Origin of the sequence: Cnuibacter physcomitrellae (assembly GCF_014640535.1) — a bacterium.
Classification (GTDB): Bacteria; Actinomycetota; Actinomycetes; order Actinomycetales; family Microbacteriaceae; genus Cnuibacter; species Cnuibacter physcomitrellae.
Map to the genome: position 1 here is coordinate 2,021,722 of NZ_BMHD01000001.1, position 25,911 is coordinate 2,047,632.

23 protein-coding genes are annotated in these 25,911 nt (G+C 72.6%); 17 read left to right on the forward strand and 6 right to left on the reverse strand.

From position 1 onward, the window contains the following. Nucleotides 1-51: 51 nt before the first annotated feature. The 4 genes from IEX69_RS09410 (at nt 52) to IEX69_RS09425 (ending at nt 6,461) form a co-directional block, all read left to right on the forward strand. The gene (locus IEX69_RS09410; RefSeq protein ID WP_085020751.1) at nt 52-1,047 is read left to right on the forward strand and encodes a LacI family DNA-binding transcriptional regulator; all 996 of its coding nucleotides are present in this window, start codon (nt 52-54) and stop codon (nt 1,045-1,047) included. 171 nt (nt 1,048-1,218) lie between these two features. Beyond that, the gene (locus tag IEX69_RS09415) at nt 1,219-3,906 is read left to right on the forward strand and encodes a GH92 family glycosyl hydrolase (protein ID WP_188760944.1); all 2,688 of its coding nucleotides are present in this window, start codon (nt 1,219-1,221) and stop codon (nt 3,904-3,906) included. 205 nt (nt 3,907-4,111) lie between these two features. Beyond that, nucleotides 4,112-5,398, forward strand: coding sequence for an adenylosuccinate synthase (locus IEX69_RS09420; protein WP_085020753.1), 1,287 nt, complete (start codon nt 4,112-4,114; stop codon nt 5,396-5,398). 274 nt (nt 5,399-5,672) lie between these two features. Next, nucleotides 5,673-6,461: an SDR family NAD(P)-dependent oxidoreductase gene (locus tag IEX69_RS09425; protein WP_085020754.1), complete on the forward strand. Its 789-nt coding sequence runs from the start codon at nt 5,673-5,675 to the stop codon at nt 6,459-6,461. Here the strand turns inward: IEX69_RS09425 and IEX69_RS09430 are convergent. After that, the gene (locus tag IEX69_RS09430; RefSeq protein WP_085020755.1) at nt 6,430-7,323 is read right to left on the reverse strand and encodes a helix-turn-helix transcriptional regulator; all 894 of its coding nucleotides are present in this window, start codon (nt 7,321-7,323) and stop codon (nt 6,430-6,432) included. The two genes, IEX69_RS09425 and IEX69_RS09430, sit on opposite strands and share 32 nt — an antisense overlap. 150 nt (nt 7,324-7,473) lie before the next feature. On the opposite strand from IEX69_RS09430, the gene IEX69_RS09435 reads away from it, so the two are divergent. From IEX69_RS09435 to IEX69_RS09450, 4 genes are all read left to right on the forward strand, one after another. Then, nucleotides 7,474-8,220, forward strand: coding sequence for an SDR family oxidoreductase (locus IEX69_RS09435; protein WP_085020756.1), 747 nt, complete (start codon nt 7,474-7,476; stop codon nt 8,218-8,220). 76 nt (nt 8,221-8,296) lie between these two features. Then, entirely contained in the window at nt 8,297-8,866 is a 570-nt protein-coding gene (locus IEX69_RS09440; RefSeq protein WP_085020757.1) for a DUF6328 family protein, read from the forward strand. A gap of 160 nt (nt 8,867-9,026) precedes the next feature. After that, nucleotides 9,027-10,481: an anthranilate synthase component I family protein gene (locus IEX69_RS09445; protein ID WP_085020758.1), complete on the forward strand. Its 1,455-nt coding sequence runs from the start codon at nt 9,027-9,029 to the stop codon at nt 10,479-10,481. An 83-nt stretch (nt 10,482-10,564) separates the two neighbouring features. Next, the gene (locus tag IEX69_RS09450; protein ID WP_085020759.1) at nt 10,565-11,137 is read left to right on the forward strand and encodes a type 1 glutamine amidotransferase domain-containing protein; all 573 of its coding nucleotides are present in this window, start codon (nt 10,565-10,567) and stop codon (nt 11,135-11,137) included. Nucleotides 11,138-11,213: 76 nt separating this feature from the next. On the opposite strand, the gene IEX69_RS09455 is transcribed toward IEX69_RS09450, so the two are convergent. Both IEX69_RS09455 and IEX69_RS09460 read right to left on the reverse strand, forming a co-directional pair. Next, the gene (locus tag IEX69_RS09455; RefSeq protein WP_085020760.1) at nt 11,214-11,864 is read right to left on the reverse strand and encodes a response regulator; all 651 of its coding nucleotides are present in this window, start codon (nt 11,862-11,864) and stop codon (nt 11,214-11,216) included. Continuing rightward, nucleotides 11,861-13,522, reverse strand: a complete 1,662-nt coding sequence (locus IEX69_RS09460; RefSeq protein WP_174604515.1) for a sensor histidine kinase — start codon at nt 13,520-13,522, stop codon at nt 11,861-11,863. The genes IEX69_RS09455 and IEX69_RS09460 overlap by 4 nt, the downstream gene beginning before the upstream one ends. Before the next feature lie 199 nt (nt 13,523-13,721). Between IEX69_RS09460 and IEX69_RS09465 the strand changes: the two genes are divergently transcribed. From IEX69_RS09465 to IEX69_RS09480, 4 genes are all read left to right on the forward strand, one after another. After that, nucleotides 13,722-15,236: a CitMHS family transporter gene (locus IEX69_RS09465; RefSeq protein WP_085020761.1), complete on the forward strand. Its 1,515-nt coding sequence runs from the start codon at nt 13,722-13,724 to the stop codon at nt 15,234-15,236. Nucleotides 15,237-15,334: 98 nt separating this feature from the next. Next, nucleotides 15,335-16,021, forward strand: coding sequence for a TetR/AcrR family transcriptional regulator (locus tag IEX69_RS09470; RefSeq protein ID WP_174604516.1), 687 nt, complete (start codon nt 15,335-15,337; stop codon nt 16,019-16,021). Then, nucleotides 16,018-17,007, forward strand: coding sequence for a hypothetical protein (locus IEX69_RS09475; RefSeq protein WP_085020763.1), 990 nt, complete (start codon nt 16,018-16,020; stop codon nt 17,005-17,007). The genes IEX69_RS09470 and IEX69_RS09475 overlap by 4 nt, the downstream gene beginning before the upstream one ends. Beyond that, nucleotides 17,004-18,899, forward strand: coding sequence for a YhgE/Pip domain-containing protein (locus IEX69_RS09480; protein WP_085020764.1), 1,896 nt, complete (start codon nt 17,004-17,006; stop codon nt 18,897-18,899). Before IEX69_RS09475 ends, IEX69_RS09480 begins: the two co-directional genes overlap by 4 nt. A 24-nt stretch (nt 18,900-18,923) precedes the next feature. On the opposite strand, the gene IEX69_RS09485 is transcribed toward IEX69_RS09480, so the two are convergent. Beyond that, nucleotides 18,924-19,943 carry a hypothetical protein gene (locus tag IEX69_RS09485; protein ID WP_085020765.1) on the reverse strand — a complete coding sequence of 340 codons (1,020 nt, stop codon included), beginning with the start codon at nt 19,941-19,943 and terminating at the stop codon, nt 18,924-18,926. A 95-nt stretch (nt 19,944-20,038) separates the two neighbouring features. Here IEX69_RS09485 and IEX69_RS09490 point away from each other — a divergent pair, with 95 nt between their 5' ends. Continuing rightward, nucleotides 20,039-20,902, forward strand: coding sequence for a PhzF family phenazine biosynthesis protein (locus IEX69_RS09490; RefSeq protein ID WP_085020766.1), 864 nt, complete (start codon nt 20,039-20,041; stop codon nt 20,900-20,902). Between the two features lie 516 nt (nt 20,903-21,418). On the opposite strand, the gene IEX69_RS09495 is transcribed toward IEX69_RS09490, so the two are convergent. Then, nucleotides 21,419-23,029, reverse strand: a complete 1,611-nt coding sequence (locus tag IEX69_RS09495) for a molybdopterin-dependent oxidoreductase (protein ID WP_085020767.1) — start codon at nt 23,027-23,029, stop codon at nt 21,419-21,421. Between the two features lie 133 nt (nt 23,030-23,162). Between IEX69_RS09495 and IEX69_RS09500 the strand changes: the two genes are divergently transcribed. The 4 genes from IEX69_RS09500 to IEX69_RS09515 all read left to right on the forward strand — a co-directional run bounded on the left by IEX69_RS09500 (nt 23,163) and on the right by IEX69_RS09515 (nt 25,115). Continuing rightward, nucleotides 23,163-23,330, forward strand: coding sequence for a hypothetical protein (locus IEX69_RS09500; RefSeq protein ID WP_157127289.1), 168 nt, complete (start codon nt 23,163-23,165; stop codon nt 23,328-23,330). Nucleotides 23,331-23,391: 61 nt separating this feature from the next. Beyond that, a complete protein-coding gene (locus tag IEX69_RS09505) occupies nt 23,392-23,823 on the forward strand; it encodes a DUF3054 domain-containing protein (protein ID WP_085020768.1) in 432 nt (143 codons plus the stop codon). Then, nucleotides 23,820-24,083: a hypothetical protein gene (locus IEX69_RS09510; protein ID WP_085020769.1), complete on the forward strand. Its 264-nt coding sequence runs from the start codon at nt 23,820-23,822 to the stop codon at nt 24,081-24,083. The genes IEX69_RS09505 and IEX69_RS09510 overlap by 4 nt, the downstream gene beginning before the upstream one ends. A gap of 105 nt (nt 24,084-24,188) precedes the next feature. Beyond that, on the forward strand, nt 24,189-25,115 hold the full coding sequence (locus tag IEX69_RS09515; RefSeq protein WP_085020770.1) for an EamA family transporter: 927 nt from the start codon (nt 24,189-24,191) through the stop codon (nt 25,113-25,115). 136 nt (nt 25,116-25,251) lie between these two features. Here the strand turns inward: IEX69_RS09515 and IEX69_RS09520 are convergent, their stop codons facing one another. Beyond that, complete coding sequence (locus IEX69_RS09520; RefSeq protein ID WP_229756422.1) at nt 25,252-25,854, reverse strand: TrmH family RNA methyltransferase; 603 nt, start codon at nt 25,852-25,854, stop codon at nt 25,252-25,254. Nucleotides 25,855-25,911: the final 57 nt, after the last annotated feature.

A 25,911-nucleotide genomic window follows, 5' to 3' on the forward strand; every position in this document is an offset into this window, starting at 1 on the left:
GGTGCAACCGTGGGCACGCGCCAGGGATTCCGCGGGCGCTACCGTGGGGCCATGGTCCCGCGCCCGTCCCGCCCCACCGTGCAGGACGTCGCGCGGCGCGCGGGGGTCGGCGTCGGCACCGTCTCGCGCGTGCTCAACGACCTCCCGAACGTCGCCGAGGCCACGAAGCGGCGCGTGCAGACCGCGATCGACGAGCTCGGCTACCGGCGCAACAGCGCCGCCAGCGCCCTGCGCCGCGGGACCGGGATCACGATCGGGCTCCTCGTCGACGACCTCGCCGACCCCTTCTACTCGCTGGTGCACCGCGCGGTGGAGGACGCCGCGCTCGAGAACGACTGGGCCCTCCTCGCGCTGTCGACGGCGGGCGACGGAGAGCGCGCCCGCCGCCAGATCGCCGGCCTCGCCTCGCGCGGGGTGGACGGCCTGCTGGTGATGCTGCCGGAGGGCTCCCGGGAGGCGGAGGTGCTGCACGGCGTCGAGGCGGGCACCGCTGTCGTGTACCTCGATCGCCCACCCGTCTCCGCCGACGCCGACACCGTGCTCGCCGACAATCGGGCGGGCGCGCGCCTCGGCGTCGAGCACCTGATCGCCCGCGGCCACCGACGCATCGGATGCCTGGCGGACCGCGCGGGGATCTGGACGTCGCGCGAACGGGTCGAGGGCTACCGGGAGGCGCTCCGCGCCGCCGGCATCCGGCCGGACGGCGCCCTGGTGCACTCCCGCGTGGGGCCTCACGCCGAGGCGGGCGGCGTGATCGAGCGGATGCTGCGCCTGCCCGATCCGCCCACCGCCCTGTTCACCGCGAACAACCGCGTCACGGCCGCTGCGCTCCGTGCGCTGGCGGCGGCGGGCATCCGACTCGACATGGTGGGATTCGACGACCTCGAGCTCGCCGACCTCCTCGACCCGCCGCTCACGGTCGTGGAGCAGGATGCGGAGCGGCTCGGCGCGACGGCGGCCCTCCGCCTGCAGCAGCGCCTGGCGGGCGACCGCGGCCCCGCCACCCACGACGTCGTCGTGCCGCGGCTCCTCGTCCGCACGCGCTGATCCGTCACTTTCGGCTAGTCATGGGGCGTGGCACCAGCCGAAAGTGACGGATCAGGGTGCGAGAGGGGTGTCCCCCTTGCGGGGGGCATGAGGTTCACCTAGGCTCGCCTGGAATCGATTCCAACGGTGGGTCAACGCCAGGAACGCCGGAGCCGTCAGAGAGGACGCAGAGTGCCACGACGTGCAGTCACTCGAAGAACATCCACCACCCTCGCCGCGGGTCTCACCGCGGTGGGACTCGCGGTCAGCGGCATAGCCGGAGCCGGCGCCGCGAGCGCGGCACCCGCGACCGCCCCGGGCGACATCGCGAGCGCCGCCGCAGCCGGCGACTACGCGTCCCTGGTCAACCCGTTCGTGGGCACGGAGGACGAGGGCAACGCCTACCCCGGCGCGACGCTCCCCTTCGGCATGGTGCAGCTCAGCCCCGACAACACGAACACCTACGGATCGACCTCCTACTCGAACGAGGCCGGCCAGGTCTGGGGCTTCAGCCACCGACACGTCAACAGCGCCGGATGCCCGGCCGCCGGCGAGGTGCTCGTCACGCCGAGCACCGCATCCGACCCGATCACCGACCGGCAGTTCATCCCGATCACGCCGGGCACGGAGTCGGCCGAGGCCGGCTACTACACCGCCACCCTCGACAGCGGCGTCACCGCCGAGCTCACCGCCACCGAGCGGACGGGCGTGCACCGCTACACCTTCCCGGCGACCACCACCGCGAACCTGTCCTTCAACGTCGGGCAGACCCTGCGCGACGCGGGCGCCTCCTCCATCGCCTGGGTCGACGACCACACCCTCGAGGGGTGGGTCGACAACGGAGGCTTCTGCGGCGGGACCGATCGCAAGGAGCGCGTGTTCTTCAGCGCGACCTTCGACCGCCCCGCGGCCGTCCAGGAGACGTGGCAGGGCGGCACCGTGCAGCCCGCGCTCTCGAGCGAGGTGGCGAGCGGGTCGAACGGCGCCGTCGCCGTCTTCGACACCACCGCCGACCAGACCGTCGAGGTCGAGGTGGGCGTCTCGTTCGTCGACGTCGACGGAGCCCGGGCGAACCGCGTCGCCGAGCTGGGAGCCGAGGGCACCCCGTTCGACGACGTGCGTGCCTTCGCCCACGAGGCCTGGAACGAGCAGCTGAGCGTCGCGCAGGTCGAGGCCTCGGCGGACGCCCAGCGGATCTTCTACACGCAGCTCTACAAGTCGCTGCTCTCGCCCACGATCGGCAGCGACGTCGACGGTCGCTACCGCGGCCAGGACGGCCAGATCCACACCGCCGACGGATGGACGTACCACCAGACCTTCTCGCTCTGGGACACCTACCGGACCCAGGCCGCGCTGCACGCCCTGCTCGTGCCCGACACCGCCGAGGACATCGTGCGCTCGATGCTCCAGCAGCGGGTCGAGGGCGGATGGCTGCCGCGCTGGTCGCTGGGTTCGATCGAGACGAACATCATGGCCGGCGACCCCGTCTCCGCCTGGCTCGCGGAGAACTTCGCCTACGGCACGGTGCCGGCCGACATCTCGGACGAGCTCTGGGGCTACCTCGTCGAGAACGCCACCACCGCGCCGCCGGAGGGCGGACTCGGCAACGGCCGCCTGAGCGCGGAGTACTACCTGGCGAACGGGCACATCCCGTACTACTCCGAGAACGACCCCGGCCTCGGCCAGCAGTACGAGGAGTACCGCCACGGCGGATCCGCCACCATGGAGTTCTCGGTGTCGGATGCGGCGATCGGCGCGGCGGCCACCCGCCTCGGCAAGCCGGAGGCGGCGGAGTTCCTGCAGCGCGGACGCAACTGGCAGAACCTGTGGAACCCGGCGGTCGAGCTGTCGGGCGGCTTCACGGGGATCGTCAACGCGGTGCGTCCGGACGGCAGCTTCGTGCCGGTCGACGAGAACGCCCAGGTGCAGGAGTCGGGCTTCCACGAGGGCACGCAGTGGCAGTACCAGTGGATGGCCGGCCAGGACTTCAGCGGCCTGCAGGAGAAGATGGGCGGCACCGAGGGCTTCCTCGACCGGCTCGACTACTACTTCGACCTGCCCGCGCTGCAGGCTCAGCCCGGCGTCTCGCCGGAGCACTGGGCGGCCGGCGGCAGCGACTACTACTCGAGCATCGGCTACAACCCGGGCAACGAGCCGACGATCATGAACCCGTGGCTGTACAGCTCCGCGGGTGAGCCGTGGAAGGTGAACGACGTCCTCGCCGCGAACCTCAACCGCTTCCCCGACACGCCTGGGGGCGGCGTCGGCAACGACGACCTCGGCACGATGTCGTCGTGGTACGTGTTCGCGACGCTCGGCTTCGAGCCGATCGTGCCCGGATCCGGGATCCTCGCGTTCAACGCGCCCCGGGTGCAGGCGGCGACCGTGCGCGTCGGAGACTCGACCCTCACCATCTCGGCACCGGGTGCGACGGAGTCGACGCCCAGCTACATCCGTTCGCTCAGCGTCGACGGGGTCGACCACACGGCGACGTGGGCGGATGTCGACCAGCTGGCCGACGGCGGATCGCTCGTCTTCGGCCTCACCTCGGATGCGGCGGCCGCGCCGACGCTCACGTGGGGCACCGCGGTCGCCGACCGCCTCCCGAGCGTGGCCGATCCTGCCTCCGGCTGGGTGCCGGGCGTGAGCCCCGGCGCCGACCCGGGCGACGGCGGAGCCGACCCCGGGACGCCCGGGACGCCCGGCGGCGGTGCCGGCGCGGCTCCCGCGGCTCCCGCCGACGGCACGGCCGGCGGGCAGCTCGCCGCGACGGGCGCGGAGCCCGTGCTGCCGCTGCAGCTCGCCGCGCTCGCGCTGCTCCTCGGCGGCGCCGCCGTCGTGGCCCGCGTCCTCCTCCGCCGGAGGCCCGCCCGCCGCTGACGCGTCCTCCACCCCCCTGGCTTTGTCCACCTTTCCGTCGCGAATCCCCCGATCGGCGACGGAAAGGTGGACAAAGCCGCATGTGGGGCGCACAGAGGGGCGCGCACGAGCACGCAGAGGGGCGTCGGAGGGGGCACGGTAGGATCGAGTGTGATCCGGTGAGGGTCACGCCGACGACCAGACCACTGCATCCGGAGGTTCTCTCATGCCAGCGATCGTGCTGATCGGCGCCCAGTGGGGCGATGAGGGCAAGGGCAAGGCCACCGACCTCCTCGGCAGCCGCACCGACTACGTCGTGAAGTTCAACGGCGGCAACAACGCCGGTCACACCGTCGTGGTGGGCGACAAGAAGTACGCCCTGCACCTGCTGCCGTCGGGCATCCTCACCCCCGGTGTCACGCCGGTCATCGCCAACGGCGTCGTCGTCGACGTCGAGGTGCTCTTCAACGAGCTCGAGGCGCTCGGGTCGCGCGGGGTCGACGTGTCGCGTCTCCTCGTCAGCGCCAACGCGCACGTCATCACCCAGTACCACCGCACGATCGACAAGGTCACCGAGCGCTTCCTCGGCAAGCGGCAGATCGGCACCACCGGTCGCGGCATCGGCCCGGCCTACGCCGACAAGATCAACCGCGTCGGCATCCGCATCCAGGACCTCTTCGACGAGGGCATCCTGCGCCAGAAGATCGAGGGCGCGCTCGACCAGAAGAACCACCTGCTGGTCAAGATCTACAACCGCCGCGCGATCGCCGTCGACGAGGTGTTCGACGACCTCATGTCGTACCGCGAGCGCCTGCGCCCGATGGTGGCCGACACGTCGCTCGTGCTCAACCAGGCCCTCGACCGCGGCGACACCGTCCTCTTCGAGGGCGGCCAGGCGACGATGCTGGATGTGGACCACGGCACCTACCCGTTCGTCACGTCGTCGAACGCCACCTCGGGCGGCGCCGCGACCGGGTCCGGCGTCGCGCCCAACCGCTTCGACCGCGTGATCGCCGTCGTGAAGGCGTACACCACCCGCGTCGGGTCGGGCCCGTTCCCGACCGAGCTGTTCGACGAGTCGGGCGAGTTCCTCCGCTCCGCGGGCTTCGAGTTCGGCACCACGACGGGCCGCCCGCGCCGCACCGGCTGGTACGACGCACCCATCGCGCGCTACTCCGCCCGCATCAACGGCGTGACCGACTTCGTGCTCACGAAGCTCGACGTGCTGACGGGGCTCGAGCGCATCCCGGTCTGCGTCGCGTACGACGTCGACGGCACGCGCGTCGACGAGGTGCCGGTGTCGCAGAGCGACTTCCACCACGCGAAGCCGATCTACGAGGAGCTCGAGGGCTGGTCGGAGGACATCACCGGCGCCCGCACCTTCGACGACCTGCCCGCCGCGGCGCAGCGCTACGTGCTGGCGCTGGAGGAGATGAGCGGCTCGCGCATCTCCGCCATCGGCGTGGGGCCCGCGCGCGAGGCCATCGTCACCCGCCACGACCTCCTCGGCTGACCCCGCTGCCGCCCGCGGCGGCGGTGCGCTCGGCGTGAGACCGTCGCTCGTCACGGGATACGGGCAAGCGCCGCGCTATTCGGCGAGCTTCGCCGTATCCCGTGACGAGCGACCGCACACCGGGGCGGACGGACCGCACCGCGGTGCGGAGGGCCGACCCGAACACTTCACCTGCGCTTTCCCGGGCCGCACCAGCGGCGGAGGAGTCCGAGGCGCAGGGTAGGAGGAGGCGCCGCGCGCATCCGCCACGGGCCGAGGAGAGCGAGGGCAGAGGGTGGCACGCGTCTTCATCACCGGATCGACCGACGGCCTCGGCCTCGCGGCGGCCCGCACGCTGATCGAGGACGGGCACGACGTCGTGCTCCATGCGCGGAGCGAGGCCCGCGCCGCGCACCTCGGCGACATCCGCCGCCGCGCCTCCGGCATCGCGATCGGCGACCTCTCGAGCGCGGAGGAGACCCTCTCGGTCGCCGAGCAGGTCGACGACATCGGGCGGATGGACGCGGTGATCCACAACGCGGGCATCGGCTACCGCGAGCCCCGCCGCATCGCCACGGTCGACGGACACGCGCACCTGCTCGCCATCAACGTGCTGGCGCCCTACCTGCTCACCTGCCGGATGCGGCGGCCGGACCGCCTGGTCTACCTCAGCAGCGGCATGCACCGCGGCGGCGACTCCTCGCTGACCGACCTCGACTGGACGGCGCGTCCCTGGAACGGCACGCAGGCCTACTCCGACAGCAAGCTCCTCGACGCCGCCCTCGCGCTGGCGGTCGCCCGTCTCTGGCCCGACGTCCGCTCGAACGCCGTCGAGCCCGGATGGGTGGCCACGAAGATGGGCGGCTCGAGCGCGCCCGACGACCTCGCCCAGGGTCACGTGACGCAGGCCTGGCTCGCCGCCGGCGACGATCCGGCCGCCCAGGTCACGGGCGAGTACCTCTACCATCGGCAGCCGCGGCGGATCCTGCCGATCGCCCGGGACACGGCGTTCCAGGACGCGCTGCTCGAGGAGCTGCGGCGCCTGACCGGAGTCAGCCTTCCGCGGGTGACCCAGCCGGCGTGACGGCCCCGCCCGCGTCCGACGACGCCGTCCCGGCCCGCGGCGTGGCGGCCGATGGGGCTGCGAGGGAGCCCAGCAGCGTCAGCTTCTCCGCGCTCTCGCTGCCCTCCTCCGCGTAGTACACGACGAGGATCACGTCTCCGATCGGGAGCTTGTCGCGGAGGATCTGCAGGTCGCCGAGGAGCGGATGGTGCACGGTCGTCGCGCCCCCGTCGAGCGCGCGCACGTCGTGCCGAGCCCACGCGGCCCGGAACCGCTCGCTCGCCACCGACAGCTCCCCCACGATCTCGATGACCCGGGCGTCGTTCGTGCTGTCGCCGACGGACCCCCGGAAGGTCGCGATGAACGCATCGGCGGCCGCCGCCCAATCGCTCTGGAAGGCCTGCTCCTCCGGATCGAGCAGGAGGTCGCGCAGGCGGTTGCGGCCGGGCTGCAGCCGGGGCGAGAAGGCCACGGCGAGCGCGTTGGAGGCGAGCACGTCGTAGGTGCGCCCCTCGACGAAGGCGGGGACGCCGATCGAGGCCAGGAGGTCGTGCACGCGGGCCGGCACCCGTTCGGGCCGGCGCCGCGGACGCGTGCGCGGGCGCGGAGCGGTGAGCCCGAGCAGGTAGTCGCGCTCCACGTCGTCGAGCTGCAGCACGCGGGCCAGGGCCTCGAGCACCTGCGCCGAGGGGTTCGCGTCACGCCCGCGCTCGAGGCGGAGGTAGTAGTCCGCGCTGATGCCCGCGAGCAGGGCGACCTCCTCGCGGCGAAGGCCCGATACCCTGCGGTTCGGCCCGCCCGGGAGCCCCACCTGCGCGGGCGAGACGAGGGCCCGTCGCGCCTTCAGGTACTCGCCCAGCGGATTGTCCCGGTCCTCGCCCATGTCCCCACGGTAACGGCGACCGCACCCCTGAGAGGGGGTCCTGCCACTCCCCGGATGCGCAGGGGCTCCCCACCCCTCCCCGGCCGGCGCGACGCTCGAGGTGCCGGACGACATCCGTCCCGCACGCATCAGGAAGGACATCGGAGGACCATGGACATCTCCACACGCACCGTCTTCATCGCGGGAGGCACCTCGGGGATCGGTCTCGGGCTCGCCCGGCGCTTCGCCGCCGCGGGCAGCACCGTGATCGTCGGGGGCCGCCGCACCGACCCCGTCGGCGACGGCATCGAGGTCGTCGGGATCGACGTCACCGACCCCGGCTCGGTCATCGCCGCTCGCGACGCGGTGCTCAGCGCGCATCCGGAGCTCGACCTCGTCGTCACGATGGCCGGCGTGCTCCTCACGGAGGATCTGCGCGACCCCGCACACTTCGCCACCGCGGAGACCACGATCGAGGTCAACGTGCTCGGCACCATCCGCGTGATCGACGCCTTCACACCCCACCTCATCGAGCGCGGCAGCGGCACCGTCATGACGGTGAGCTCGGGGATCGGCTTCCTGCCGTTCCCGCTGATGGCGACCTACGGTGCGTCGAAGGCCGCCGTGCACGCCTACTCCGAGGCCCTCCGGGTCCAGCTCGCGGACTCCGGGGTGGACGTCGTCGAGCTCGTCCCGCCCGCCGTCGCGACGACCCCGGAGAACAAGCAGCTGAATCCTCACGCGCTCGACCTCGAGGACTTCCTGGACGAGGTGATGGACCTGCTCAGCGCGGATCCCACGCCCGACGAGGTGCTCGTGCAGGGCGTTCAGATGCACCGCTGGGCGGAGCGCGACGGCACGTACGCCGACCTCGTGGCCCAGCGCTCCGTCATCCTGCAGCGCCTGCGCGCGCAGTGAGGACCCCGCTAGGGCGTTGCGGGACGGGCGGAGGCCGGGTCGAATGGAGTGTCGACGTTCGACCCGAGGAGTGACCATGGCCGCTTCCGACACCGAGGAGCAGGACGCCGTACCCGGCGACGGGCGGGACGAGACGCCCAACGAGCGGTACGACCGCAACTGGAGCGAGCTCCTGCAGGAGTTCCGGGTGCTCCAGACGGGCACGCAGATCCTGGCCGGGTTCCTGCTCACGCTGCCGTTCCAGCAGCGCTTCACCGAGCTCGACCCGTTCGAGGTGGGCGTCTACCTCGCGCTCGTCGTGCTCTCGGTCGTGGTCACACTCCTCGCCCTCGCACCGCTTGCCCTGCACCGGCTGCTGTTCCGACGGCGGGCCAAGCGTGCGCTCGTCGACGCGGCCAGCCGCATCCTGCTCGTCTGCCTGGGCGCCGCGTCGCTGCTGTTCGCCGGCGTGGCGATGTTCGTGTTCGACTTCGTGCTCGGCCGGACGGCCGGCATCGTGGCGGGCGTCGCGGTGTTCGCCGTCATCGTCGTGATCTGGGTGATCGTCCCGGCCGTGATGCGCTCCGCCCTGCGCGCCGATCCCGACGACGAGCGGGACGCCGACGACGAGCGCCGCCCCGACGGCGGCCAGCACCGCGCGAGGTAGCGGAGGGAGCGCCGGCCTGCCCGGGTTGAGACACCAGGGGAGATGGCAGGCCGGCGCGGTTCGGTTCCCCACCTGCGGCCGACCGTACGGGGGTCGCGCCGAGCTCGCACGGGGTTGCGCTCCCGGGCATGCCGCGGTATCCGGGCACTACGCTGGGTCGATGCCCGCCGCGACGACGCCGCTCTGCGTGAGTGCGCCCTGGGTCGATCCGGAGGCCGTCTTCCGCGCGCTCCACGCGGACTCGGGCGACGTGTTCTGGCTCGACAGCGGGTCGGATGCGGTGAGCGGCCGGTCCTACCTCGGCGAGTCGCAGCGGACGGTGTCGGGCACGAGCGTGCCGCCCGAGGTCGCGGACCTCGCGCTCGGGCGCGGACCCGCGGGCAACCCCGCGCTGACGGCGGGATGGGTGGGCTGGGTCTCCTACGAGGCCGCCTGCCGGATGCTCGCTCCCCCGGGCGAGAGAACCGGCCCGGTCCGCTCGACGGGGCAGGCGCCCGACGTCGTCCTGCTCCGCGCCACACGGATGCTCGTGTTCGACCATGCGGATCGGACGCTCGAGGTGTGCACCGCATCCGACACCGCCGACGACCGCGCCTGGGTCGAGCACACCCTCGCCCGGTTGGCGTCGCTGGAGCCCGACGCGAGCGCCGGGACGAGCGCCGAGACGAGCGCTGAGACGCCCGCCGAGACGAGTGCCGGCGCGGAGAACGGCGCGAGCAGGCGGGCGCGATGGCGGCACTCCGAGGACGCCTACCTCGCGCTCATCTCCCGCTGCCAGGAGGCGATCGCCCGCGGTGACGCGTACCAGCTCTGCCTGACGAACACCGCCACCGTGGAGGGGGTGGACCTCGAGGACGCGGCGTCCGTCTATCTCCGGCTGCGCCGCGGCTCGCCCGCCCATCACGGCGGTTTCGTGCGCGCCGCCGGTGCGGCGCTGCTCAGCTCCTCGCCCGAGCAGTTCGTCCGCGTCACCGCCGACGGCCTGCTCACCACCAAACCCATCAAGGGCACACGTCCCCGTGGATCGACGCCCGAGCTCGACGCTCGCGCGGCCGCCGAGCTCGCCGCCGATCCGAAGGAGCGGGCGGAGAACGTGATGATCGTCGACCTGCTCCGCAACGACGTCTCGCGCCTGGCCCACCCGGGGTCCGTCCGAGTCCCCGAGCTCCTGGCCGTCGAGTCGTACCGACACGTGCATCAGCTCGTGAGCACGGTGGAGGGACGGATGCGCGCCGGCCTCGCCGTCGGGGACCTGCTCGGGGCCGTCCTGCCGCCGGGTTCGATGACGGGCACCCCCAAGCAGAGCGCCGTCCGTATCCTCGCTGATCTCGAGCGGGGACCGCGCGGCGTCTACTCGGGAGCGTTCGGATTCATCGACGACGGGGGTGCGATCGACCTCGCCGTGGTGATCCGCAGCATCACGGTCGCCGGCGGGCGGGCGACCGTCGGCTCGGGCGGGGGCATCACGTCCGACTCCGTGCCGGAGCGGGAGCTCGCGGAGGTGGCGCTCAAGGCGACACCCCTGCTCGCCGCGCTCGGCGCGAGTGCGGCCGGCTCGAGCGACATCCGACCGAAAGCCTCCCCGCCCGATGCCGACGGCGCGAGGTCGGCGTAGCGTCGAAGTCATCCCGCTGAGACGGCCTCCGCCGACGACACGGAGGAGTCCGGCCTCGGCAACGCCAGAAGGAGGACAACCCCATGACTGACTTCGCAGGCCGACGCATCCTCGCGATCGTGACGAACTACGGCGTCGAGCAGGACGAGCTCGTCGTGCCCGTCGAGCATCTCCGCGGCGAGGGCGCGCAAGTGACCATCGCCGCCCAGAAGGACGAACCCGTGCAGACGCTCGTGGGAGACAAGGACCCGGGACGCTCGGTCGACCCGACCACCACCCTGGCCGAGGTGGACCCCGACGACTTCGAGCTGCTCCTCATCCCCGGCGGCACGCTCAACGCCGACTCGCTGCGCCTGGACGACGACGCGGTCGCGATCGTGAAGTCCTTCGCGGCGACGGGTCGTCCCATCGCCGCCATCTGCCACGGCCCCTGGGCGCTCGTGCAGGCCGACGTCGTGTCGGGCAAGACGCTCACCTCCTACCCCTCGCTCGCCACCGACATCCGCAATGCCCACGCGTCGAGCTGGGTCGACGAGGAGGTCGTGCTCGACCGCGCGAACGGGTACACGCTCATCACCTCGCGCACCCCGAAGGACCTCGACGCCTTCACAGGGCGGATCGACGAGGTGCTCTCGTCGCAGTCGCAGCACGCCTGAACGAATCCGCAGCTTCGGCTTTGTCCAGGTTTCCGTCGCGAATCCCCGATCTCGCGACGGAAACCTGGACAAACCCTCACGAGCTCACGCGGAAGCGGTGCTCCGGCCGGCCGGTCGCGCCGTAGCGGAGGCTGACCTCGACGAGCCCCTGCGCCGCCAGAGCGGTGAGGTGACGCTGCGCGGTCGCCCGCGAGACGCCGCACCTCTCCGCGACGTCGCTCGCCGAGGCGTCGTCCGTCCCGAGCGCGTCGAGGACCGTGCGCTCGGTCGAGCTGCGCGTGAGGGATCCGGGCTCAGGCGCCGGATGAAGGATCGCCTGCGCCCGGTCGATGCGGTCCTGGGTCAGCGCCTCCCCAGTCGAGAGCAGGTTGCGATAGCGGACCCAGCGGGCCAGACGATCCCCCAGCGCCCGTGTCTCGAACGGCTTGACCAGGAAGTCGACCGCGCCGGCCGAGAAGGCCCGGCGGACGGTCGCCGGCTCGGCGGCGGCCGACAGCACGAAGGCGTCGACCCGCGACGCTCGGACGATCTCGATCCCATCGCCGTCGGGGAGGTACACGTCCGCCAGCACCAGGTCGGGACGGTGCTCGCGCAGCGCGGTCATCGCCTCCGCCGCGGTGCGGACGGGCTCGAGGGGGAGCAATCCGGGTTGGGCGGCCACCGCGTCGCGATGGAGTCCGGCGACCCGGAAGTCGTCGTCGATGATGAGCACCCTCAGTTCCGTCACCGTTCCGGTCCTCTCTGCCGTGCCCGGCCGTCGCCCGCGTCGGGCCCCGCGCCCATGTCCCCGAGCACGCCCGGCATCCGCACGCCGAACACGGCGCCGTGCTCCGGTCCGCCGGGGTCGACCACCCACACGTCGCCGCCGCGGCGCCGGGCGAACTCCCGCGAGAGCGGCAGCCCGATGCCGTGCCCGTGGATCGCGTCGGGTCCGTCCTCCGCCGGCGGGCGTGTGAAGACGGCGGACTCGTCGGTCAGACCGCGACCCGAGTCGGCGACCGTGACGACGAGCTCATCCCCGTCGTCGAGGAGCGTCACCTCGACCCAGCGCGGTTCGCGCCCCGCTGCGGCCGCGGTGATCGCGTTGTCGATGAGGTTGCCGAGCACCGCGAGCGGATCCTCCAGCTCGGTGAGCTGCGAGCGCAGCAGGGAGGTCTCGCCCACCCGGAGCTCCACCCCGCGCTCGGCTGCGGCGATCGCCTTGCTCCCGAGGAACGACGCGACCAGCGGATCCGCCAGCTGGTCGAGGCCCTCGACCCGGTAGGCGACCGAGCCGCGGTCCGTCAGCTCGTCGAGGAACCGGCGGGCCTCGTCGTCCCGCCCCGCGTCGAGGAGGCCGGCGAGCGTGTGGAGCCGGTTGGCGAACTCGTGCCGCTGGACCCGAAGCGCATCGCTCAGGGAGCGCACGCTGTCGAGCCGCTCGGACAGCGCGAGCAGATCCGTGCGATCGCGGATGACCGCGGACGTGCCGAGCAGCCGCCCTCCTCGGTGCACCGGCCGGGTGTCGATGTAGAGGATGCGTCCCGCGGCCGAGAGTCCGTCCGGCGCTCCCTCGAGCAGCGCGTCCTCGAGCTGCCTCGACAGGCCGAGCGAGTCCAGCGTCCTCCCGACCGGATCGTCGAGCGCGAGAAGGCGGGCGGCCGCTCTCGTGCACACCCGCACGACCCCGTCGGGGTCGAGGGCGATCACCCCGTCGTCGGAGTCCTCGAGCACGGCCGCCTGGGTCTGCACCAGGGCCACCAGCTCCTCCGGCTGCACCCCCACGGTGACCCGCTCGAGACGCCGGCGGATGAGCAGGGCCGCCACCGTCCCCAGCCCCAGCGCGAGCAGGAGCGTGATCGCGGCGGCGCCGATGACCGAGGGCAGGTCGTCGAACACGCTCGCGCGCTCGAAGCCCACGCTCACCTCGCCGATGGGTCGTCCCGACGGATCGGGCGCGTAGACGGGCACCTTCGCCCTCGCGGACTCTCCGAGGGTCCCCGTCTCCCAGGTGACGACCTCGCGGCCCGCCAGGGCGTCGTCGAAGCTCGTGCTCACCACCTCGCCGAGGCGGTCGGGGTTGGGGTGGGCGAGGCGGATGCCGTGGTCGTCGGTGATCACGACGAAGAGCCCCTCCGTGCGCGAGGTCACCCCCGTCGCGTACGCCTGGAGAGGACCGTCGCGGAGGTCGGCGGCGTCGGGTGTGCCCGGATCGGCGGAGTAGGCGGCGACGAGGTCGCGCACCTCGGGCGACTCGGCGACCGCGCGGGCGATGTTGAGCGCCGACGAGTCGGCCTCGGCGCGCAGCTGCTGCACTCCGAACCAGAGGAAGACCGCGCTGCAGACCACGACGACGCAGGCCTGGGTCGCGAGCTGGAGCAGCAGCACCCGGGTGGAGAACCGCATCCGCACCTCCTCGTGTGATCGCCGTGCGTATGCCCTCATGGCGCAGGCGTGAGCACTATGCGCAGAAGTCACGTTACGCGCACTTCGCGAACCAATGCGAACATGCGCGCGCCGGACCGGCCGCGCTTCCTAGCATCGCTCGCACCACCGATCCCGGACGGACCGCCGCCGGGAGGACGCAGTCGACGAAGGAGTCGCCATGGGCACCATACGAGCAGAGGACGCCGAGTACACCGTCGCCTTCATCCCGCCGGACGGCGTCCTGGTCATCCTGGGGTTCGCGATGGTCCTCGTCTTCATGGCGCTGATCATGACGAAGCGCCTCACGCCGATGGTCGCCCTCATCACGGTGCCGGCGGTGTTCGGCCTCTTCGCCGGAGCCGGGCTCGGCCTCGGCGACATGGTGCTCGACGCCATCAAGAGCATGGCCCCCACCGCGGCACTGCTCATGTTCGCGATCATGTACTTCGGCATCATGATCGACGTGGGTCTGTTCGACCCGCTCATCCGGTGGATCACGCGGCTGCTCGGCAACGACCCCGCCAAGGTCGTCGTCGGCACCGCCCTCCTCGCCGGCGCGGTCTCGCTCGACGGCGACGGGTCGACGACCTTCATCATCACGACCTCGGCGATGCTGCCGCTCTACCTCCGCCTGGGGATGAGCCCCGTCGTGCTCACCTGCGTGGCCGGTCTCATGAACGGCACGATGAACATCGTCCCCTGGGGCGGTCCGACCGTGCGCGCTGCGACCGCGCTCGGCCTGGAGCCGACCGACATCTTCGTGCCCATGCTCCCCTCCCTGGCGGCCGGGATCATCGTCTCGCTCGGGTTCGCCTGGTTCCTCGGGCTCGCCGAGCGCAAGCGTCTGGGCGGCAGCGTCGACCTGTCGAGGATGGACTCGTCCGGAGAGGGTCCGCTCGGCGGACCGCGCCTGGTGCGCGGGGCGGGCGGCCGTCCCGGCGCCGCGGTCTCCCTCCGCACGGGCAGCATGGTCGCGGTGCGCGGGGCTCGCGTCAGCGTGCCGGTCGCCCAGGTGATCGAGGGCGACACCGCGATGGCCGACACCATCCTCGACCCCCAGCGGCCGACACTCCGCCCGAAGCTCATCTGGTTCAACCTGGCTCTGACGATCGCGGTGATGGTCGTGCTCGTCATCGACGTCTTCCCGCTCGCCTTCGTCTTCATGATCGGCGCCGCGATCGCCCTCATCGTGAACTTCCCGAAGCTCAAGACGCAGGCCGACGAGATCGTCGCCCACGCGCCCAGCATCGTCGGCGTGGTGTCGATGGTGCTCGCCGCCGGCGTCCTGGTCGGGGTCCTGAACGGGACCGGCATGGTGGATGCGATGGCGACCTGGGTGACCGAGGTCATCCCCTCCTCGCTCGGCCCGTTCATGGCGGTCATCACGGGGGTGCTCTCGATCCCGTTCACGTTCTTCATGTCGAACGACGCGTTCTACTTCGGGATCCTGCCGATCCTGGCCGAGAGCGCGTCCTCCTACGGCATCGACCCCGTCGAGATGGCCCGCGCCTCGATCACCGGACAGCCGGTGCACCTGCAGAGCCCGCTCGTCCCCGCCATCCTGCTGCTGGTGTCGCTCGCGGGGGTGAACCTCGGAGACCACCACAGGAAGGTGCTGTGGCGGGCGGTCATCGTGTCGCTCGTGATGCTCGTCGTCGGCGTGCTGGTGGGGGCGATCCCCTTCCTCGGCTGAGCGACCCCGCCTTCCTCGGCTGAGCGACCCCGCCGGAGCGCGACCGTCATCCTCGCTAAGTTGCACACTAGTGTGCACTTTGCGGTAGGATGGCGGTCGTGCCCACGCTCACACCCCCGTCTTCTCGCGCCCCGCACGGTGCGCGAGCGCCCCGCGCCCCCCGCGCGCCGCGGAAGGACGCGCTCGAGAACCGCGCAGCCATCCTCGACGCCGCCGCCGCGGTCTTCCGCCGCGATCCGGAGGCCGCGATCGACGCCGTCGCCGCGGAGGCGGGCCTCAGCCGGCGCGCCGTGTACGGCCACTTCTCCTCCCGAGACGATCTGCTCGCCGAGCTCCTGGAGCGCGGGGGACGCCGCATCTCCGACGCCCTCACCGGCGTCCGGCACGACGATCCGCGCATCCATCTCGCGCTCATCGGCGGCGCCCTCTACGGTCAGGTCGCCGAGGTGAAGGTGCTGGCAAGCTCGCTGCTGCACAGCCCGCTCGAGCAGCTGGCCGGAGGCGCGCTGCAGCCGGTGCGGCGCTCGGTGCGCGAGGCGGTGGTCCGCGGCGCCGGCGCGGGCGACTTCCGCGACGACCTCGACCCCGAGGCACTGGCACGGCTCGTGGAGGATGCGGCGATCGCCGTCCTCGACGAGGCGGTCCGCAGCGAGCTCGCCCACGACGAGGCCCGTCGTCTGGTGATGTCGGTGGGGCTCTCGGTCGCCGGCCTCGCCTGGCGCGAGGCGGTCGACGTCGCCGACGCCGCGATCGCGCTCATGCCCACGGCCGGAGGTGCGGCATGAGGATCGTGGCCTCGGGCGTGAGCATGGGGAAGGCCGGCCTCGCCCTGCCGGAGTCGAGCGTGGCGTTCGAGACCGGTCGGGTGACGGTCGCCGTCGCCGAGACCGGGCAGCGCCCCACCGTGCTCTCCCTCATCCTGAGCGGGCGGATGCGCCCGGCCACCGGCGCCGTCACGATCGACGGCGAGGCGGATGCGCGCGCTCTGAGCGACCGCGTCGCGCTCGTCGACGCCCCCGAGGTCAGCGACCCGCCCGGAGATCTCCGCTTCGACCGCGCCGTGCGCGAGGAGCTCGCGCTCAGCGGTCGCTCGACGTCCCGCGAGACGGTCCGCGCGGTCGTCGACGAGGCGGGCGGCACCCCCTGGCTGCGGGCCGCCGTCGACGAGGTCCCCGCCGGGGTCCGTGTCCGCGTGCTCGCCGAGCTCGCCGCGTTCCGCCGCGGCGTCCAGGGCGTGGTGCTCTGCGCGCCCGACCGGCACGGCGGCGATCCGCGCGAGTGGCTGGAGGTCGCGCTCGACCTCGCTCGGCGCGACTTCGCGGTGCTCGTCGTCGTGGGCGCGGCCGCGGCCGAGATCGTGGCCCCGCTCGTGCCCGCCGAGCTCCTCGGCGACCCCGTGACGGACGAGCCGGACGCCCCCGACGCCCAGGGACCGGAGGAGGGGGTGCTCGAGCCCGAGTCCGGATCCGACGTGCTCGACCTCGTGTCCGAGCCGACCGACGAGGCGCGCGCCGACACGCACGCCGACGCGGTCGCCGACGCCGGGCCCGCCCGTGTGCAGGGCGAGCTCGCTCCCGCCGCCATGGTCGCGGAGCACCTCGACGCCGAGCTCGTCGAGTCGGACACGCCCGAGCACACCGGCCGCACCCGCGTCGAGACGGCCGACGAGGACTCCGACTCACCCCATCCCCGCCACGCGGCGGCCGCTCCCGACGCGGCCGCCGATCCCACCGCATCCGTCATCGAACCCGAATCGAAGGCACGCTCGTGACCATCCTGCATCTCATCGCCGCCGAGCTGAGGCGCCTCACGGCGACCCCCATGGCGAAGCTGGCGCTCGTGGCCCTCATGTCGGTGCCAGTGCTCTACGCGGGGCTCTACCTGTGGGGCAACAACGACCCGTACAGCAGCCTGAAGGACGTGCCCGTCGCCCTCGTCGTCCAGGACACCGGATCGACCCTCGACGGCAAGGCGATCAACTACGGCGACGAGATGCAGGAGCAGCTGCTGTCCGACGCCTCCGTGGGCTGGGTCCCCACCGACGCCGACTCCGCCGCATCGGGCGTGCGCGACGGCGACTTCGACTTCATCCTCACCATCGGCCCCGACTTCTCGACCGCGCTCACCTCGACCACCACGGATGCGCCCCAGCAGGCGGTCGTCACCCTCACCACGAACGACACCAACAGCTACCTCGCGTCGACGATCGCGGGCCAGGTCGCCGAGAAGGTCCGCGCGTCCATCACGCAGGAGGTGGGCCAGCAGGCCGCGCTGACGCTCCTGAACGGCGTGGCGGACATCCGCACCAACATCGTGACCGCGTCCGACGGCGCGACGCAGCTCGCGTCGGGGACCGCCCAGGCGGCGAGCGGGGCGGATCAGCTCGCACAGGGCGCGGCCACCGCCGCGTCGGGGGCCCAGCAGCTCAGCGACGGCCTCGCTCAGCTGCGGTCGCAGACGTCCGACCTGCCGTCGCAGGCCGCTCAGCTGAACGACGGCGCGCAGCAGATCGCCGCCGGCAACGCGAAGATCGCCGACGTGTCGTCGCAGGTCTCGATCGCGACCGCGCAGGCGGCCGCCGACGTGCCCGTCGTGCGGGCGCAGATCATCCAGCAGCTGCAGGCCGCGGGGCTCACCCAGGCGCAGATCGACCGCGTCCTCGGAGTGCTCGACCCGCTCGGGCAGGACGTCCAGGACGGCAACAACCGGGTCCAGGAGGCGAACGCCCAGATCGCGCAGCTCGCCGCAGGCAGCGCGCAGCTCGCCGCAGGCACGTCGCAGCTCGCCGCCCAGACCCCTCAGCTCACCGCGGGCATCGGCCAGCTCGCCGACGGCGCGGCCTCGCTCGCCTCCGGCAACGGGCAGCTCTCCTCGGGCGCGACCACGCTCGCCAACGGCGTCGACCAGGTGAATTCGGGCGCGTCCGAGCTCGCCAACGGCCTGTCCTCGGGCCTTCAGCAGATCCCCGATCAGAGCACCGACGTGCGCAACGCGGTGGCGCAGACCATCTCCGACCCGGTCGCGCTCGACACCAGCGCCGTCACCGCGGCGGGATCGTACGGAGCCGGCCTCGCGCCGTTCTTCATCTCGCTCGCCGCCTGGATCGGCATCTACGCGCTGTTCCTCATCGTGAAGCCGCTGTCGAAGCGCGCGCTCACCGCCGTGAAGCGGCCGCTGCGGATCACCGCGGCCGGGTGGCTCACCCCGGCGGTGCTCGGGGCCGTGCAGATGACGGCGGTGTTCGGCATCGTGACACTGGCGCTCGGCTACCGGGTGGAGAACCCGTGGGCGATGCTCGGCTTCATGGCACTCACCTCCGCGACCTACGCCACGATCATCCTCGCGCTCAACATCCTGCTGGGGAGCGTGGGCCAGTTCCTCGGGCTCGTGCTGATGGTGCTCCAGCTCGTCACCGCCGGCGGGACCTTCCCGTGGCAGACGCTGCCCGCGCCGCTCCAGGTGCTGCACCAGATCTTCCCGATGTCGCATGCCGTCGACGGCATACGTCAGCTCATGTACGGCGGGAACCTGGCGCTGGCGACCAACGACGTGGTCTTCCTGCTGTGCTGGCTGGCGGGGGCGCTCATCGTGTCGTACCTCGGTGCGCGTCGGATGACGCGGCACCGGACGCTGCGCGACCTGCGGCCGTCGCTCATCGGCTGAGCCCCGGCTCCGCGAGGCGCTCCGTCAGGTCAGGCCGCAGCGGTCGGAGAAGTAGGCGTACAGGTCGCTGCGCTGCGCGTCCGTCGCGACGAGGGTGAGCGTGCCCGTCGTGGCCGTCGTGGCCGTCGTGGCCGTCGTGGCCGGGTCGCCCACCGCGACCGAGGCGTCGAAGCGGGTGCCGACCTTGTCCTCGGCGAGGGCGTGGGCATCGCAGCGGCTCGGGATCGCGTCGATGGTGAGGACCCGCGACTCGCCGGGAGAGACGGCGGCGTCGAGCGTCCATCCGGTGGATCCGTCGGCCGGCTGGAAGAGCACGGTCGAGGAGATCGTGCCGAGGGTGAGCGCGTCGGCGCCGTGGTCGGCGACGGTGATCTGGAGCTCGACCACCTCGCCCGCCTCGGTCTGGCGCGTCGACACCGCGGTGAGCGAGACGTCGGCGGTCTGCGCCACACGCTCGGCGAAGCAGTCGGCGGCCACGCGCAGCGGGACGAAGTCGAACGGATCGGTCGGCGTGTACTCGCCGACCGCGACGGCGTCGTCGAGGATGTACGTCACCTCGACGTGCGGCGCGGGCGCGGCGGCGGAGGCGGCGCAGTCGGGTGCGGGGATGGGCACCCGCAGGTCCCGCTGGATGTCGCTCGGCACGAGGGTGTCGCCCACCCACTGGATCGGTTCGGCGAAGCGGGCGTCGGTGTAGGTCGCTTCGACGATCTCCAGCGTGCGCCCGGAGCGGTTGTGCACCTGGACCGACATCATGTCGAGCGGGATGTCGAGCCGCTGCTGGTCGATCGTCACGGTGATGCCCTCGGGCGGCGGGGCGGTGGCCGTAGGTCGGGCCGGCGCGGCGCTGCCGGACGCGGTGCTCGCCGGTGCGGTGCTCGCCGGTGCTGATGGTGCGGGCGAGGTCATGTGCTGCTCCGCGGCGCAACCGGATGCGGCGAGCACGACGAGGACCGCCAGCGCGGCGAGACGGCGACCGTGTCGACGCATGCCGACGTGCGGTGGCACGGTGGACGTGGGGCGGGGGTCCTCGATTCGCTGCATCCGCCACTCCACTGGTCGCCGGCCTCCCTCCGTGACGAGGCCCGTCGGTCGGGCCAGGATAGTCCCGGCGCGGCCGGGCTCAGTAGGGTGGCGGGATGGTGGATGTGCTGCGGATGACCGCGTTCCCGGAGCCCGGGGCGGCCGACGGCGGGAACCCCGCGGGGGTCGTGCTCGAGGCGGGCGGGCTGGACGAGGCGGCGATGCTCCGTCTCGCCGCGGAGGTCGGCTACTCGGAGACGGCGTTCGTCCGCGAGATCGTCGACGACGGGGCGGTGCGGCGGGTGCGCATCCGCTACTTCTCGCCCGAGGCCGAGGTGCCCTTCTGCGGACATGCCACGATCGCCACCGCCGTCGCCCTCGCGGAGCGGGACGGAGCGGGCGAGCTGCTGTTCGAGACGCCCGCGGGCGACGTCGCCATCGCCACCTCGACCGTCGACGGCGAGCCGACCGCCGCGTTCACGAGCGTCGAGCCCCGCGTGACTCCGCTCGACGACGCGGTGCTCGGCCGCCTGCTCGACCTGCTCGGGCTGACCTCCGCCCAGCTCGACCCGACGCATCCGCCGAGGGCCGCGTTCGCGGGCAACGTGCATCCGATCGTCGTGGTCGCCGACCGCGCGACCTTCGACGGATTCGGTTTCGACCCGCGCGCGATGCGAGCCCTGATGGACGAGCAGGGATGGGCGGGCACCGTGACGGTGCTGCATCCGCTGGTGGCCGGTGCCGTCTACGAGGCGCGCAACCTGTTCCCCGTCGGCGAGATCACGGAGGATCCGGCCACCGGCTCCGCCGCGGCCTCGACCGGGACGTACCTGCGCGAGCTCGGCGTGCTGACCCCGCCCGCCGAGGTCGAGATCCGCCAGGGCGCCCACGTGGGGCGACCGAGCCTGCTGCGCGTCACGGTCCCGCCGACGGGCGGCATCGTCGTCCGCGGCACCGCCGCCGCCCTCCCCCGCCCCTGACCCGCCCCCGGCGGGCCGCGGGGTCGTCGAACGGCGAGGAGTCGCCCCTCCCACCCCTCCGGAAGGGCCCTTTCTCGCCACTGGGCGCCGCACGAGGGCCGGGGCTGCTCTCGGCCTCTCCCTTCCAAGTACCCTCCATCGGGAACGTGGGTGCGGGTTCGGCCCTCCTGGCGCAGCGTCGAGGCCCCACCGGCGGCAACGGCGCGCCCAGCGGGCGGAACCCGCACGACAGCGGCCGGGAACGCCGGCGGCGAGCGGACCTCATCCCGCCGCCGAACGTGGCAACCGCGGGTTGCGCCCGCGCCACACACCGACGGAGGCGCACGGGCGACGACGGCACGCCCAGTGGGCCGAACCCGCACGACAGCGGCCGGGAACGCCGGCGGCGAGCGGACACCATCCCCCCGCCGAACGTGGCCTACCGCGGGTTGCGCCCGCGCCACGCACCGACGAGGCCCCACCGGCGACGACGGCACGCTCATCGGGCGGAACCCGCGGCGGCGGAGCCGCGACGCGTCAGGAGACGGTGACGGAGATCGTGTGCCAGCCCGTGGCGCCGTCGGGGGCGGGCGCGGCCTTGTCCGGGGTCTGGGTGTAGCCCGACTGGTCGGTGGCGCGCACCGCGAGGGTGTGGGAGCCCGGGGTCGCGTCCCACTCGTAGACCCACTGGCACCAGGTGTCGATCGAGTCGACCGCCGCGAGCCTGGCGGGAGCCCAGGCTCCCCCGTCCACCTGCACCTCCACGCCCGCGACGCCGGTGTGTTGCGCCCAGGCCACACCCGCTACGGCCACCGTGCCGGCCGGGACGGAGGCCCCACGGCGCGGGGTGTCGATCCGCGACTCGGTCTTGATCGGACCGAGGGCCGACCATCCACGCGGGGTCCAGTAGCCCTCGGCGTCGGCGAACCGGGTGACCTCGAGGCGCGAGACCCACTTCGTGGCCGAGACGTAGCCGTAGAGGCCGGCCACGACCATCCGCACCGGGAAGCCGTGCTCGACGGGCAGCGGCTCGCCGTTCATCCCGACAGCGAGGAGGGCGACGCGATCGGGGTCGGTGAGCGCCTCGAGCGGGCTGCCCGCGGTGAAGCCGTCGACGCTGGTCGAGAGCACCATGTCGGCGCCGGCCTGCGGCACCGCACGTTCGAGGAGCTCGCGGATGGGGTATCCGAGCCAGACCGCGTTGCCGATGAGGTCGCCGCCGACCTCGTTCGAGACGCAGGCGAGGGTCACGGCGTGCTCCTCCAGCGGAAGAGCGAGGAGGTCGTCGAAGGTCAGGGTGATCTCGTTCTCGACCATCCCCGTGATGGTGACGCTCCACGACGAGACGTCGACCTGCGGCACCTGCAGCGCCGTGTCGATGCGGTAGAACGATCCGTTCGGGGTGACGTACGGGGTGACGCCGTCCAGCCCGAGGTCGGTGCCCGCAGGGGACGGCGGCGCGGGGGTCGCCGCGGGCGGAAGCGCGATGGCGGCACGGGCGGAGCTCACCGCGGTGGCCGCGGCGTTCATCGTGCGGGACGCGATGCCCACGACGAGCGCGCCCGCGCCGGCGAGGAGGGTGGCCAGGAGGAAGCGCCGCCGCGGCATGCCGTCGTTCGGTGAGACCGACGTCCTGGCATCGGACCCTGTGTCGGGATCGGACGCCCGCTCCTTCGCAGCGGGGGAAGCAGCGGATGCCCGTGCCGCGGTGGCCGCGAGGGCGGCGCGGAGGCGGGCGGTGAGGAGGCGCAGTGCGACGACGCCCGCGAGCATGCCGAGCACGGTCGGGATCGCCCACAGCCCGCTCGCCCCGGCCCTGGTGGTCACGGCGAGGATGGCGAGCGCGGTCACGGCGACGAGCACGATCACGCCGCCCGGCCGACGGCGCAGCTCGAGGATGCCCGCGAGCACCGCGAGCGCAGCCACCACGATCCCGAGCAGGACGAGGAGCGCCACCTTGTCCCCCGTGCCGAAGAGGGAGATCATCAGGTCCTTCGCCCCGGGCGGCGCCAGGTCGATCACGAGCGACCCGACCGCGAACAGCGGACTCGACTCGGGCCCGGCGAACACCGCGACCAGCTCGGCCACCGCGAGCTCGACCCCGGCGGCGACCACGCCGACGAGCGCTGCCCAGGCGTTCCCGCGCATCCGTCTCCTCGTCTCGGGATGGAGTGGGCACGGATCGGCGTGACCGTGTCCCGAGTCGGACTCTACGCCGCCGTGCTCGTGAGCCGCCTCAGAGTGGGTTCGGAGCCGACGAGCCCGGCGTAGGGTCGGCGGCATGAGCGACGAGCACAGCATCCCCGACGCGGCCCGCACCGAGCTCGGTGACGAGCTCCGGAGCATCCGCGCCACCGGCGAGGACGAGTGGCCGGCCGAGGCCGACGCCGACGGCGCCGCCCACCCCGCCGACCGGCTGCACGACGAGAGCCCCGACGCGGACGCCTGACCGGGCCCGAACCGCGGGGCCGGTCGACAGGCCCGCTCGCCGGGGCGCATAGGGTGACGGGGTGAGGATCCTCATCGCCGCCGTGGCCGACGCCCTGCTCGTGCTCGTGTTCGTCCTGATCGGTCGCCGCAGTCATGACGAGTCGGATGCGCTGCTCGGCCTCCTGACGACGCTCTGGCCGTTCCTGGCCGGCGCCGCCGTCGGATGGCTGGTGTCGCTCGGCTGGCGGCGTCCGTTCGCGCTCGTCCCGACGGGCGTGGTGGTCTGGGTCTCGACGGTCGTCGTGGGGATGCTGCTCCGCCTCGCGTCGGGGCAGGGTGTGCAGCCGAGCTTCGTCGTCGTCACCGCGGTCGTGCTGGCGGTGTTCCTCGTGGGATGGCGGGCGGTGCTGCTCCTGGTGAGGCGAGTCCGGGCCCGGCGTCGAGGCGACTCCCGCGACGACACGTCGACCTCTGACACTTCCTCCGCGGGAAGCGGCAGGATGGAGGCGTGACGCACACCGAGATCACCATCCTGAACTACACCGTCAACGCTGACGTCTACGCCCGCTACGGCGCGGACTTCGACACCGAGGCGGTCGACGACCACATCCTCCGCATCCTCAACGAGGCGGCGCCGGCCGGCGTGACCGTCCAGCGCAACGGGAAGGTCGTGGCCGAGGATGACGCCATCGAGGCCGCGCGCTCCTTCGACTGGACGGGTGTGCTCAAGCGCATCGACCTCGACGAGATCCTCGCCGAGCACGGCAAGTAGCGGGCAGCGTCCGACCCGATCGTGAAGGGCCGCTGAACTCACGTTTCAGGAACTGGTAGCGCATCCGATTCGTCGTGACGGACCCTCCTGCGCGAGGCTGAGTCCGTGCCCCCTCGCGATCGCCTCCTCGCCGCCCTCGTCGCGGTTCTGTGGGGGGTGAACTTCGTCGCGATCCACCTGTCGCTCGAGCACTACCCGCCGTTCTTCCTGGTGGGGCTGAGGTTCCTCGTGCTCGCCATCCCGACCGTGCTGTTCGTGAAGTGGCCCGGGGTGAAGCTGCGCTGGCTGCTCGGATACGGGCTGGGCTTCGGCATCCTGCAGTTCGCGTTCCTCTACGCCGGGATGCAGGCGGGCATGCCGCCGGGGCTCGCGTCGCTGGTGCTCCAGGCGTCCGCCCCCTTCACCGTGGTGATCGCGGCGCTGTGGCTGCGGGAGCGGCTGACGGTGATCCAGGGTGTGGGCATCGCGATCGCGTGCGGAGGGCTCGGGGTCATCGCGGCCGAGCGCGCGGGCGTCTCGGCCCTGCTGCCGGTCATCCTCACGCTGTGCGGGGCGCTCGGATGGGCGTTCGGCAACGTCTGCAGCCGCCAGGCGAACCCCGACTCGCCACTGCGGCTCACCCTCTGGATGTCCGTGGTGCCACCCATCCCCATGATCGCGCTCTCGCTGCTCGTCGAGGGGCCCGACGTCGTCTGGCGGTCGCTGTCGACCGCGTTCACCCCCGAGGCGCTGCCCGCGAACCTCGGGCTGGCGTACACGGTCGTGCTCGGCACGATCGTCGGCTCCGGCATCTGGACCACGCTGATGAAGCGCAACCCGTCCAGCCGGGTGGCGCCGTTCTCGATGCTCGTGCCCGTCGCCGGGTTCACGAGCGCGTGGATCCTCCTCGGCGACGTGCCCACCTGGGGCGACATCATCGGCGGATGCATCGTGATCGCGGGCGTGGCCATCGCGACGGTGGCGTGGCGGAGGCGGGCACGCCTCCCTCGCGACCTCGACCCCGAGGAGTCCCCCACCGCCACCGCCGGCTAGCGCGGCCCCCGTCGAGGCGGTTCGTCACGTCGAGCGGTTCCGCCACGTTGAGGTGGTTCCGCCACGTCGATCGGAGTGGCGAGACCACCTGGGCGTGGCGAAACACGCCGCGGAGGAGGGCGGGGAGGCGCGGCGCTCAGAAGCGGACGTGCTGCGTGACCCAGGCGTGCATGGCGATCGCGGCGGCGGCAGAGGCGTTGATCGAGCGGGTGGAGCCGAACTGCGTGATCTCCACCACCGCATCCGCGGCGGCGAGCGCCTCGGGCGAGAGACCCGGGCCCTCCTGACCGAAGAGCAGCACGCAGCGCTCCGGCAGCGCGGTGGTCTCGATCGCGACGCTGCCGGGCACGTTGTCGATCGCGATGATCGGGAGCCCTTCCGCCCGGGCGAAGGCGACGAACGCGGCGACGTCCTCGTGGTGCGACACGTGCTGGTAGCGGTCGGTGACCATCGCCCCGCGCTTGTTCCAGCGCCGGCGCCCGATGATGTGCACGGTGTCGGCGGCGAACGCGTTGGCGCTGCGCACGATCGACCCGATGTTCATGTCGTGCTGCCAGTTCTCGATCGCGACGTGGAACGGATGCCGGTGCTCGTCGAGGTCGGCGACGATCGCCTCCATCGTCCAGTAGCGGTAGCGGTCGATCACGTTGCGGGTGTCGCCGTTCGCGAGGAGCTCCGGGTCGTAGCGCGGGTCGTCGGGGAGCTCCCCCTGCCACGGTCCCACTCCCGCGGTGCTCAGCTCGTGGGTGGGTGACGGCGCCGCTGCGGACGCAGGCGATCCGCCGTCGTCGCCCTC